The organism is Pseudomonas sp. GNP012 (assembly GCF_054343835.1).
The window spans coordinates 198,102-209,972 of the sequence record NZ_JBTGUU010000001.1 but is presented as its reverse complement, the minus strand read 5'-3'; the positions used below and the strand labels follow the sequence as shown (position 1 = coordinate 209,972).

Here is an 11,871-nt window from a genome sequence, read left to right as displayed (position 1 = left end):
CTTTACGCCTTAAATTCGTGTTTCTGATGCAGGTCGCTGGGCGCCCTGCGAGAAAAAGCGCCGGTGACTGGACACCGGCATCCGCGCCCGGATGGACGCCTGTTCGATGCTGTCGCGTTCGGCCAGCAGCACGGCCTCGCCTTGATCCTGTTGTGCCAGCACACGCCCCCACGGGTCGACGATGGCGGCATGCCCGAAGGTTTCCCGCGGCCCCGGATGCGTGCCGCCCTGGGCAGCCGCGAGCACATAACATTGGGTCTCGATGGCCCGCGCACGAATCAGCACATCCCAATGCGCCGCGCCGGTCACCGCCGTGAAGGCCGAGGGAGCGGTAATCAGTTCCGCGCCGGCAGCGCGCAGTTCGCTGTACAGTTCGGGAAAGCGCAGGTCATAGCAGACCGTCAGGCCGACCCGGCCAACCGGTGTGTCCGCCACGACCACACCGCTGCCATAAGCATAGTCATCGGACTCACGGTAACGACCACGATTGTCCGCCACGTCCACGTCAAACAGGTGCAGCTTGTCGTAGCGCGCCACCGTTTCGCCATGTTCATCGATCAGCAACGAACAGGCGTGCGCCTTCGCCGTCGGCTGATCCACCGGCGGTAACGGCAACGTGCCGGCCACTATCCATAACTTGAGGTCGCGTGCGGTCTGTTTCAACCAGGGCAGGATCGGGCCTTCGCCCAGTGCTTCGGCGCGCCCGATGTCGGCGATGTCGCGCCGGCCCATGGCGGCGAAATTTTCCGGCAATACCGCGAGTTTCGCGCCGCCGGCAGCCGCTTGCTCGAGCAGTCGACGGGCCTGGGCCAGATTGGCCAGCACATCGCTCTGGCTGACCATTTGAATCACCGCTACAGACATGGCCTTTTCCTTATTGAAATCAACACAGACCTTGTAGGAGCGAGCTTGCTCGCGATGGACGTGAACGATGACGCAGGTTGTCTGAAAAAACGCGTCGCATTCAAACTCATCGTCGGAACGCCGCCCGGAGCAAGCTCGCTCCTACAGGGGGGCGAGCCGCAATGGCCATGCTACTCCATAGGCCCGAAGGATGGTTTTTCAAAAAGCCTTGTCGAAGGTGATTTTCGGTTCTTTCCACGGCCCTTTGACGCTGTACTTCACACTGGCGAAACGGGAGACCCGGTCACCGATCAGCTTGTCGATCAGGAACAGTGCCCCGCCGACCGCCGGCGCACCGACGATCAGCGCGGCAATCGGCAGGTTATTGGTCACCGGCAAGGTCACCATCAGTTTCGCATCGATCTGATCGGCCACCATGTTCAGCGTGCCGTCGAGTTCGATGGTGCTCGATGGGCCAGTCAGCTGGATCGGTTGACGGGTGACATACACACCATTCGTCCCGACCAGCAGCCCTTTGACCCGGTCATAACTCAGGCCTTTGCCGAACAGGTCGGAAAAGTCCAGGCGCAGCCGCCGGCCGATGGAGTTGAAGTTGAGCAAACCAAACACCCGCAGGGCCTGGGCACTGCCTTCGACTTCGACGAACTGGCCCTGATTGAGTGTCGCATCGAGCGAGCCGGAGAAACGCTTGGTCGCCACCCAGGCCGGCGAGCCGGGCCAGCGGCCATCGACATCCATATAAAAGTCCCGGCTGGTGACGCTCGGCGCAAACCCCCAGCCCTTGAGAACATCGGCCAGGTTCTTGCCGCTGATGCGGCCCTTGTACCAGCTGTTGCTGGCGCCGGGCACCCCTTCCCAGCCACCACTGCCCACCAGCAGCATGCCCTTGAGTCCCAGATCCAGCGAGTTGAACACAATGCCCCTGGGCGTTGGGCGAACGTTCAGCGACCAGCCACCGACCAGATCCTGGCCCTGGAATAACCGATTGATCGTGATGTCCATCGCGGGGATTTTCGTCGGATCCACTGACGCCAGCGGATCCGGCGAGTTTTCATCGGCCAGTACGGTCGGGTCCGGTGCCGGCAGGCGCACGGTTTGCAGATTGATCGCGATTGGCATGGCCTTCGAGTCGGGCAGGTTGGCGCTGCCCTTGATCTGCTCGCTGTCGAGCTGCAGCGCCCAGGCGGAAGGTTTGCGCGCCAGCTGGATCGAAGCCTGATCAAGCGTGGTGCCGATACCGCTGAGCTTGCCCACCTTGAAATCCGCACCGCTGAGCAATTGCTTGGCGCTGCCGCCGGGGTCCTGCCCGGCGTATTTATCGACCAGATCCTTCCACGGGCCTACGTCCAGCTCGGACAACACGCCCCGTACCCGCAGGCCTTTGGTGCCCGGCAACACAGCCTCGCCGCCACCGAGGAACAAGTCCCCGCGCCCCTCGGCAAAATTGCTGGCCGGGGCCGCAAAGGTGAAACTCGCCAGATCCCCGTAGTTGACCCAATAGCGCCGCTCGTCGCCCTGCAACGTCATGCGAAACGTCGTGTCGCGCCCGGCATCGGCGGCCATGCCGAAGGGCGCAGGCAAATCGACCGCCACGCCCTTGAGGTTGGAGTTGACCAGCAATTGGCTGTCGAGGCCATCGAGGGTCAGTTGCAGGTGATAAGGGATCACGCCACTCACCGGCAAAGGCTGGGTCACCTTCAGCCAGTCGGTCAGTTTCTTGACCTCGACCTGGCCCGACGCGGTTACCCGGGTATTGAGCTTACCCGGGCTGCCATCGGCAAAAATCTGTGCAGTGACCGGCTTGTCGAATGCCCGGGCGCTGATGTTATGCCCGCTCAGGCCTTTGGCGCTGTCGAAACGGAAGTCACCTTTGAGCTGGGTCAACTCCAGCACCGGTTCGGCCAGTTTCAAGCGTGCCTTGGCGGTCTTGAAGTCGACAAGGACCTTCGGTTCCTCGCCTTTTGCCAGCGGAATATCCAGCTTCAGCTTGCCTGTCAGATCACCCTCGCCTTCCCAGCCGGCAAAAGTCGCCCCGGTGCCTATCGGCGCTTCCTGAAGGATTTTCAGGCCATCGCCCAAACCACCGGCAAATCCGCCATCGAGGAACAAATGAACGTTCTGCCCGGCAGGCGCATGGGGAATGTTGACGTAAATATCGCTGACCTGGGTGTCGAGCAACTGGCCTTTGCTGGCCAGGATCCGCACGCCGCTGTCTTCGACAAACACATCGCCGCTGACCTTGCTGACATGGGGCCAGCCCGGCTGGAAGGCCAGCTCGGCATCGTGAACCTTGAAGTACAGGCTGATGCTGCGATCGACGTCTGCGGCACCGTGGCTGAGCGACCCTTGATACTGGAAGAAGCCTTGATCCACCGCGCCCTTGAGAATCGCCGTGCGCAGCCATTCATCCAGCGCCGGGCTGAGGACTGTGGGCAGGTATTTGGCGGTGTAGCGACCGTCACCATCGACCAGACCAACCCGCAGGTCCATGTAGTCTTCCTGGGTGTCATCGAAATGCAGGCGAATGAGGAAGTCGCCGGCAATCTTGCCCTCCTCGCCCAGCACCTTCAGATACGGCGCAATCAGGGTGAAGCCTTCTTTGTCGAGTTTCCAGGTCAACTGCGCATTGGCCTGAATGTACTGCCATGGCTTGGCGAAAATCGGGTCCAGGTGCAGCATGAAATCCTTGCTGTCCATACGCAGTTCGCCGCGCCCCAGGTCACCGCTGATGCTGCCGCTGACATTTCGTGCCGCCGGTGCACCGTGATAGGCATCGAAGCCCACCTGGTCAAGGTTGGCGGCAAAGCTGAACTTGCTGTCGTCAGTGGCATTGGGCCGCACGTCGATCAATACATTGCGCAGTCCGCCCTTCACCTTGAGCCGCTCGACAACGGTGGCAAAGCCTTTCGGAAACGGCGCCAGGGCATTTAGCAGCGGCGTGAGCGGGGTCAGGTCGACCCGGTCGGCCTGTAGATGCCAAAGCTCTTCGGTCTTGTCGGTGGCGGCGCTTTGCTTGAGCTGCAAATGCGTTTCCCAGCGGACGTCGCCGAGGTTCATTGCCAGGGAATCCAGGGTCACCTGCATGCCTTCGGCACTACGCAGGAAGTAACCATTGAGCGCCAGGTTGTTAATCTGGATCGGCTTGCGCTCGGCGTAGGCGCCCTTGAGTTGTGGCGCGTTCAAGCGCACTGCCGCGCTTTGCAAGACGCCTTTGCCCCAGGTCAGCCACAGCTCGCCGCCGGCCTTGATCTCGGAGAAATTCCATTGCTGGCTGACGCGCTCGGGCAGCCACTTCGACCAGTCGCTTTGCGGCAGGCTCAGGTAGAACTCGGCTTCACCGTCCTGCCATTGGCTGGCTCGAATGCGGGTACGCAGGCTCATGGCCACAGGCTGGCCGTCGGGCAGGGTCAGGCGGGCGTCGAGCCGCTGCCGTGACGCACCGGTTTTCAGATTCAGGCCGACATAGGTCAGGCTCAGCGGCGACTGTGCAAACGGCTGCAAGGTCACCTGGCTGTCGAGTACCGACAGTTGCTGGATCATCTGCATGCGATTGAGCAACTGTTGCGGATCGATCGGTTGATCCTGTTGCACCGGTAAACCTTCGAGCGCCCATTGACCGTCGTCGCCCTCCTTGACGCTGATCTTCAGGCCGCTGAGTTCCAGATGAGCGATGCGTACTTCACGTGCCAGCAGACTGGCCCAAAGGTCCGGCACCGCGCGCACCTGATCCAGGTGCAGGGCATTGGCGCCTTCGCCGACGGTCACGTCGTGCGCCATCAATATGGGGGCGAATCCACGCCAGTTGCCTTCCAGTTCGCCGATTTGCAGCGGCATGCCCAGGGCATCGCTGGCTTTGGTTTCGATTTCGGCACGGTACTCGGCGACTAGCGGAGTCAGCTCCCGGCCAAGGCTGACGTAGAGCGCCATCAACACCAAAACCAACGCGCACAGGCCCAGACCCCAGCGGGTCAGTGCGGCCAAAATGCGTGTCAGACGGTCCATGTCAGATGGCCCCCATGGCAAAAGTTTTGCAAAAAGCTGAGGCCAGCCATTCTCGAAAAATCACAACGAAACGCTTCAGAGCAGCACCACGTCGTATTGTTCCTGGGAATACATGGTTTCGACCTGGAAACGGATGGTGCGCCCGATAAACCCTTCCAGCTCGGCGACGTTGCCCGACTCTTCGTCGAGCAGGCGGTCGACAACTTTCTGGTTTGCCAATACACGATAGCCCTCCGCCTGATAGGCGCGAGCCTCACGCAGGATTTCGCGAAAGATTTCGTAGCACACGGTTTCCGGCGTCTTGAGTTTGCCGCGCCCCTGACAGGCGTTGCACGGCTCGCACAATACCTGCTCAAGGCTTTCGCGGGTGCGCTTGCGGGTCATCTGCACCAGGCCCAACTCGGTGATACCGATGATGTTGGTCTTGGCGTGATCGCGCTCCAGCTGCTTCTCGAGCGTGCGCAGCACCTGGCGCTGATGCTCTTCATCTTCCATGTCGATGAAGTCGATGATGATGATCCCGCCGAGGTTGCGCAGGCGCAATTGACGAGCGATGGCCGTCGCGGCTTCGAGGTTGGTCTTGAAGATGGTTTCTTCGAGGTTGCGATGGCCGACGAACGCCCCGGTATTGACGTCGATGGTGCTCATGGCTTCCGCCGGATCGACCACCAGATATCCGCCGGACTTGAGCGGGACCTTGCGTTCAAGGGCCTTCTGGATTTCGTCTTCGACGCCATACAGGTCGAAAATCGGCCGCTCGCCCGGATAATGTTCCAGACGATCGGCAATCTCCGGCATCAATTCGGCGACGAATTGCGTGGTCTTCTGGAAAGTTTCCCGGGAGTCGATGCGGATCTTCTCGATTTTCGGGCTCACCAGGTCACGCAGGGTGCGCAGCGCCAGACCGAGGTCTTCGTAGATCACGCTGGGCGCGCTGATGGTTTTGATCTGGGCGCTGATCTGATCCCAGAGCCTTCGCAGGTAGCGGATGTCCATGAGGATTTCATCGGCGCCGGCGCCTTCGGCTGCCGTACGCAGGATGAAACCGCCGGCCTCCTTGATACCTTCCTTGGCCACGCAATCGGTGACCACTTGCTTGAGACGTTCGCGCTCGGCTTCGTCTTCGATCTTCAGGGAAATCCCGACATGGGCCGTGCGCGGCATGTATACCAGGTAGCGCGAAGGGATCGACAGCTGAGTGGTCAGGCGTGCGCCTTTGGAACCGATCGGGTCCTTGGTCACTTGCACCACCAGGCTCTGGCCTTCGTGCACCAGTGCGCTGATGCTCTCGACCGCCGGGCCTTCGCGCAGGGAAATTTCCGACGCATGAATGAACGCCGCACGGTCCAGGCCGATATCGACGAATGCCGCCTGCATCCCCGGCAATACCCGCACGACTTTGCCTTTATAGATGTTGCCGACGATTCCGCGCTTTTGCGTACGCTCGACGTGGACCTCTTGCAGGACACCGTTTTCGACCACCGCCACGCGCGACTCCATCGGCGTGATGTTGATCAGGATCTCTTCACTCATGGCAGGGTCTCGTTCAGGCATGTTCACGATAATGGCCGCATCTGTTCAGAACGTTGCTTAGTGTGCGTTCCGGGTTTGCCAACAGGGTATGCCGAAATGGCCGAGCAGTTCCGCGGTTTCGCAAAGCGGCAGTCCAACCACCGCTGAATAACTTCCATTGAGCCCGGCGACAAACACCGCACCCAGTCCTTGAATGCCATAACCGCCCGCCTTGTCCTGTGGTTCACCGCTGGCCCAGTAGGCCACGGCTTCATCGCGACTGATATCCCGAAAACGCACGCGACTGGTGACAACCCGGGATTCGCAACGCTCGCCGTCCAGCACCGCAATCGCAGTCAGGACTTCATGCTCACACCCTGACAACATCATCAGCATGGCGCAGGCATCCGCTTGATCAACCGGTTTGCCGAGAATTTTTCCATCGAGCACCACGGCGGTATCGGCGCCGAGTACGCAGAACGGTTCGTCAGGCACGACGCTGCCGCGCCCGGCCTCGGCCTTGCCGCGCGCCAGACGCTCGACATAGGCCGACGGGGATTCTTGATCTATAGGAGTTTCATCGATGTCCGCACTGACAGCGCAGAACGGAACGCCGATCTGCGTGAGCAATTCACGCCGGCGTGGCGAGCCAGAGGCGAGGTACAACCGTTTCATCAAGACCTCTCCCTGTCTAATGCCTGAGCGAATTAATTGATTTTGTAACGTCGACGCAATCCGCGCAAACCGAAACTGATCCAGGGCCAGAGCAATGCACTGACCAGTGCCGGCAGCACCAGCGCCAGCGTCGGCTGACGATTGCCGGTCAAGGCACTGAGCCAGAGTTGTACAAGCTGGGCGAGGCCGAAGATCACCAGGATCACCAGACTCTGCTGCCACATCGGGAACATCCGCAAGCGTTGTTGCAGCGCCAGCACCAGATAGGTGATGAGCGTCAGGATCAAGGCGTTCTGACCCAGCAAGGTACCGTAGAGCACGTCTTCAGCCAGCCCCAGGCAGAACGCCGTCACCATCCCGACGGTCTGCGGCAGGTTCAGCGCCCAGAATGCCAGCAACAAGGCCAGCCACAGCGGGCGCAGGATTTCCATGAATTGCGGCAGAGGTGAAACGCTCAGCAGCAGACCGACGGCGAACGTCAGCCAGACTATCCAGCCGTTTCGGGATGCTTTTACACCGCCCATTATTCTCTCCCCACTGGAGTGGCCGGCGCGGAGACTGGCGGTTTGGCGGCAGGCTTCGCGGCAGCGGGTTGCGCCGCCGGCGGTTTAGCCGCCGCAGGATGCGTGGCCGCAGGCTTGGCTGGCGTGGTGGTTGGCTTGGCGGGGGCCGTCGCTGCAGGCGCCGCCGTGGCAGGTATAGCCGGTGCGGCAGCCGGTGCGGCGGGGACCGCGGGGCTGACCACTTTCGGAACCGTCGTCGGAAGGGTCGGCCCACCGCCCTGTGCATCCAGGCTTTCCTGGGCCTGGGCGGCAGCGTTGACGCGCTCTTCGGCAGTCCGGTTGTCACTGAATACCAGCAGCAGGTAGCGGCTGCGGTTCAGGGCGGCGGTTGGAACGGCTCGGACAATGGCAAACGGCTGGCCGGAATCGTGAATCACTTCCTTGACCGTCGCCACCGGGTACCCGGCCGGAAAACGTTGGCCGAGACCGGAGCTGACCAGCAAGTCGCCTTCCTTGATGTCGGCGGTATCGGCCACATGCCGCAACTCGAGGCGCTCCGGGTTGCCGGTGCCACTGGCGATCGCCCGCAAACCGTTACGGTTCACCTGCACCGGAATGCTGTGGGTGGTGTCGGTCAGCAGCAGGACGCGGGAGGTGTAGGGCATCAACTCGACCACCTGGCCCATCAGGCCACGGGCATCGAGTACCGGTTGACCGAGGACCACGCCGTCGCGCTCACCTTTATTGATGATGATGCGATGGGTGAAGGGGTTGGGGTCCATGCCGATCAACTCGGCCACTTCGACCTTCTCGTTGACCAGTGCCGAAGAGTTGAGTAACTCACGCAGCCGAACGTTCTGCTCGGTCAGGGCGGCAAGCTTCTGCATGCGCCCCTGCAACAGCAGGTTCTCGGTCTTGAGTTTCTCGTTTTCGGCGACGAGTTCGGTCCGGCTGCCAAACTGACTGGCAACGCCTTCCCAGAGTCGTCCGGGCAGGTCGGTGATCCAGTAGGCGTCCATCAGCACCAGCGACATCTGGCTGCGTGCAGGCTTGAGCAGACTGAAACGGGCATCGACCACCATCAGCGCGACCGATAGCACGACCAGCACCAACAGGCGCACGCCCAGTGAAGGGCCCTTGGTGAAAAGCGGTTTAATAAGCCGCTCCTCCCAGGCAAATGTTCTGTTTATTCATACGACAGCAATCCGGCCTGGATGCAGACTGACAGAAGATAAACGCGAACAGGCAGCACTGCAAAGTGCCGCCTGCGCGCTCAACAGCATAGAAGCGATCCGGCGACTTATTCGCTGGAAAGCAGGTCCATGGTGTGTTTATCCATCATTTCCAATGCACGGCCACCGCCGCGAGCAACGCAGGTCAGCGGGTCTTCGGCAACGATCACCGGCAGACCGGTTTCCTGGGCCAGCAATTTGTCCAGGTCACGCAGCAAGGCGCCACCACCGGTCAGTACCAGACCTCGCTCGGCGATGTCGGAAGCCAGTTCCGGAGGCGATTGCTCCAGGGCGCTTTTCACGGCCTGAACGATGGTTGCCAGGGACTCTTGCAGAGCTTCCAGCACTTCGTTGGAGTTCAGGGTGAATGCGCGTGGAACGCCTTCGGCCAGGTTACGGCCACGAACGTCGACTTCGCGAATTTCGCCGCCCGGGTAGGCCGTGCCGATTTCCTGCTTGATGCGCTCGGCGGTGGATTCACCGATCAGGCTGCCGTAGTTGCGGCGCACGTAGGTGATGATCGCTTCGTCGAAGCGGTCGCCGCCAACGCGGACGGATTCGGCGTAAACCACACCGTTCAGGGAGATCAGCGCGATTTCGGTGGTACCGCCACCGATATCCACGACCATCGAACCGCGGGCTTCTTCAACCGGCAGGCCGGCACCGATCGCAGCGGCCATTGGCTCTTCGATCAGGAACACTTCACGGGCACCGGCGCCAAGGGCCGATTCGCGGATGGCGCGACGCTCAACCTGGGTGGATTTGCATGGAACGCAGATCAACACACGCGGGCTAGGTTGCAGAAAACTGTTTTCGTGAACCTTGTTGATAAAATACTGCAGCATTTTTTCGCACACGCTGAAGTCGGCGATCACGCCGTCCTTCATCGGACGAATGGCAGCAATGTTGCCCGGAGTACGGCCGAGCATGCGCTTGGCTTCGGTGCCGACAGCAACGACACTTTTCTGGTTACCGTGTGTCCGAATGGCCACAACGGAGGGCTCATTCAGGACGATACCGCGCTCGCGCACGTAAATAAGGGTGTTGGCAGTGCCCAGGTCAATGGAAAGATCGCTGGAAAACATGCCACGCAGTTTCTTGAACATGGGAAAGGGACCCTAGGCAACGCGTGGGTAAAAAAGTGCGGCAAACTCTAACAACGACAGGGATTTTGGGCAAGGCGCCAATATGTTAAATTGGACGCTTTTCTGTGCACCAAGCCCCACAATCGCGGCCTTATGACCGTAGAAGTGCGGTAGTGTTCCGACAATCTAACACACGGACGCGGTCCGTTTTGTTTTCCACTGGAGAATCCCAATGGCGCTAGAACGCTCCGACGTGGAAAAAATCGCTCATCTGGCCTGTCTGGGCCTCAATGATGCCGATCTTCCACACATCACTTCGGCCCTCAACAGCATTCTCGGGCTGGTCGACGAAATGCAGGCGGTCAATACCGACGGTATCGAACCGCTGGCCCACCCGCTGGAAGCAAGCCAGCGCCTGCGCGCGGACGTCGTGACCGAGACCAATAACCGCGAGGCCTACCAGTCCATCGCACCAGCGGTCGAAAACGGCCTGTACCTGGTTCCGAAAGTCATCGACTAAAGGGAAAGAGCCTTCAATGCATCAATTGACTCTGGCCGAGATCGCCCGCGGACTCGCCGATAAAAAGTTTTCCTCCGAAGAGCTGACCAAAGTCCTGCTGGCGCGCATCGCCCAGCTCGACCCACAGCTCAACAGTTTCATCAGCCTTACCGAAGACCTGGCGCTGACGCAGGCGAAAGCCGCTGACGCCCGTCGGGCCAATGGTGAGAGCGGCGCCCTGCTCGGCGCGCCGATCGCCCACAAAGACCTGTTCTGCACCCAGGGCATTCGCACCAGTTGCGGCTCGAAGATGCTCGACAACTTTAAAGCACCGTACGACGCCACTGTCGTCGCCAAGCTGGCTGCCGCCGGGGCCGTGACCCTGGGCAAGACCAACATGGACGAATTCGCCATGGGTTCGGCCAACGAGTCGAGTTACTACGGCGCGGTGAAAAACCCGTGGAACCTGGAACACGTGCCGGGCGGTTCGTCCGGTGGTTCGGCGGCGGCGGTGGCCGCTCGTCTGTTGCCGGCTGCCACCGGCACCGACACCGGCGGTTCGATCCGTCAGCCGGCAGCCCTGACCAACCTCACCGGTCTGAAACCGACGTACGGTCGTGTTTCGCGCTGGGGCATGATCGCCTACGCCTCCAGTCTCGATCAGGGCGGCCCGTTGGCGCGCACGGCCGAAGACTGCGCGATTTTGTTGCAAGGTATGGCCGGGTTCGATCCGAACGACTCCACCAGCATCGATGAACCCGTGCCGGACTACAGCGCCAGCCTCAACGGCTCGCTGCAAGGCCTGCGCATCGGTGTACCGAAGGAATACTTCAGCGCCGGTCTCGACCCGCGCATTGCCGAACTGATCCACAACAGCATCAAGGAGCTGGAAAAGCTCGGCGCCGTGATCAAGGAAATCAGCCTGCCGAACATGCAGCACGCGATTCCTGCGTACTACGTGATCGCCCCGGCGGAAGCCTCTTCCAACCTGTCGCGTTTCGACGGTGTGCGCTTCGGCTATCGCTGCGAAGACCCGAAAAACCTGGAAGACCTGTACAAGCGCTCCCGTGGTGAAGGCTTCGGCGCGGAAGTGCAGCGCCGGATCATGGTCGGTGCCTACGCGCTGTCCGCCGGTTACTACGATGCCTACTACCTCAAGGCGCAGAAGATCCGTCGCCTGATCAAGAACGACTTCATGGCGGCCTTTAATGAGGTCGACATCATCCTCGGCCCTACCACGCCGAACCCGGCCTGGAAGCTCGGCGCCAAGAACAGCGACCCGGTCGCTGCGTACCTGGAAGACGTCTACACCATTACCGCCAACCTCGCCGGTCTGCCGGGCTTGTCCATGCCTGCAGGCTTCGTCGATGGCCTGCCGGTCGGCGTGCAACTGCTCGCCCCGTATTTCCAGGAAGGCCGCTTGCTCAACGTTGCGCACCAGTACCAGCTGAACACTGACTGGCACACTCGCACCCCAACCGGCTTCTGAGGAGACACAC

Annotated in this window: 9 protein-coding genes; 2 read left to right on the top strand and 7 right to left on the bottom strand. The window is 61.0% G+C overall.

Going from position 1 to position 11,871, the window contains the following annotated elements:
• Positions 1-9: 9 nt before the first annotated feature.
• The 7 genes from ACXX83_RS00835 to mreB form a co-directional block, all read right to left on the bottom strand.
• The gene (locus ACXX83_RS00835; RefSeq protein ID WP_458547355.1) at positions 10-864 is read right to left on the bottom strand and encodes a carbon-nitrogen hydrolase family protein; all 855 of its coding nucleotides are present in this window, start codon (positions 862-864) and stop codon (positions 10-12) included.
• Positions 865-1,062: 198 nt separating this feature from the next.
• Entirely contained in the window at positions 1,063-4,866 is a 3,804-nt protein-coding gene (locus tag ACXX83_RS00830; RefSeq protein WP_458547354.1) for a YhdP family protein, read from the bottom strand.
• Between the two features lie 75 nt (positions 4,867-4,941).
• Entirely contained in the window at positions 4,942-6,399 is a 1,458-nt protein-coding gene (rng, locus tag ACXX83_RS00825) for a ribonuclease G (RefSeq protein ID WP_007970246.1), read from the bottom strand.
• 57 nt (positions 6,400-6,456) lie between these two features.
• On the bottom strand, positions 6,457-7,053 hold the full coding sequence (locus ACXX83_RS00820; protein ID WP_217837193.1) for a Maf family protein: 597 nt from the start codon (positions 7,051-7,053) through the stop codon (positions 6,457-6,459).
• Between the two features lie 32 nt (positions 7,054-7,085).
• The gene (mreD, locus tag ACXX83_RS00815; protein WP_007970244.1) at positions 7,086-7,577 is read right to left on the bottom strand and encodes a rod shape-determining protein MreD; all 492 of its coding nucleotides are present in this window, start codon (positions 7,575-7,577) and stop codon (positions 7,086-7,088) included.
• Positions 7,577-8,713 (bottom strand): rod shape-determining protein MreC, encoded by a 1,137-nt coding sequence (gene mreC / locus ACXX83_RS00810; protein WP_126049266.1) that lies wholly within the window; start codon positions 8,711-8,713, stop codon positions 7,577-7,579. The genes mreD and mreC overlap by 1 nt, the downstream gene beginning before the upstream one ends.
• Before the next feature lie 143 nt (positions 8,714-8,856).
• Positions 8,857-9,894 (bottom strand): rod shape-determining protein MreB, encoded by a 1,038-nt coding sequence (mreB, locus tag ACXX83_RS00805; RefSeq protein WP_015093487.1) that lies wholly within the window; start codon positions 9,892-9,894, stop codon positions 8,857-8,859.
• 211 nt (positions 9,895-10,105) lie between these two features.
• Between mreB and gatC the strand changes: the two genes are divergently transcribed.
• A complete protein-coding gene (gatC, locus tag ACXX83_RS00800) occupies positions 10,106-10,393 on the top strand; it encodes an Asp-tRNA(Asn)/Glu-tRNA(Gln) amidotransferase subunit GatC (RefSeq protein ID WP_007976465.1) in 288 nt (95 codons plus the stop codon).
• A gap of 16 nt (positions 10,394-10,409) precedes the next feature.
• Positions 10,410-11,861 carry an Asp-tRNA(Asn)/Glu-tRNA(Gln) amidotransferase subunit GatA gene (gene gatA, locus ACXX83_RS00795; protein ID WP_007976467.1) on the top strand — a complete coding sequence of 484 codons (1,452 nt, stop codon included), beginning with the start codon at positions 10,410-10,412 and terminating at the stop codon, positions 11,859-11,861.
• Positions 11,862-11,871 lie beyond the last annotated feature (10 nt).

Excerpts from the sequence above, each read along its gene's own strand:
- ACXX83_RS00835 (WP_458547355.1), bottom strand. The coding sequence starts at position 864 with ATGTCTGTAGCGGTGATTCAAATGGTCAGCCAGAGCGATGTGCTGGCC.
- ACXX83_RS00830 (WP_458547354.1), bottom strand. The coding sequence starts at position 4,866 with ATGGACCGTCTGACACGCATTTTGGCCGCACTGACCCGCTGGGGTCTG.
- rng (WP_007970246.1), bottom strand. The coding sequence starts at position 6,399 with ATGAGTGAAGAGATCCTGATCAACATCACGCCGATGGAGTCGCGCGTG.
- ACXX83_RS00820 (WP_217837193.1), bottom strand. The coding sequence starts at position 7,053 with ATGAAACGGTTGTACCTCGCCTCTGGCTCGCCACGCCGGCGTGAATTG.
- mreD (WP_007970244.1), bottom strand. The coding sequence starts at position 7,577 with ATGGGCGGTGTAAAAGCATCCCGAAACGGCTGGATAGTCTGGCTGACG.
- mreB (WP_015093487.1), bottom strand. The coding sequence starts at position 9,894 with ATGTTCAAGAAACTGCGTGGCATGTTTTCCAGCGATCTTTCCATTGAC.
- gatC (WP_007976465.1), top strand. The coding sequence starts at position 10,106 with ATGGCGCTAGAACGCTCCGACGTGGAAAAAATCGCTCATCTGGCCTGT.
- gatA (WP_007976467.1), top strand. The coding sequence starts at position 10,410 with ATGCATCAATTGACTCTGGCCGAGATCGCCCGCGGACTCGCCGATAAA.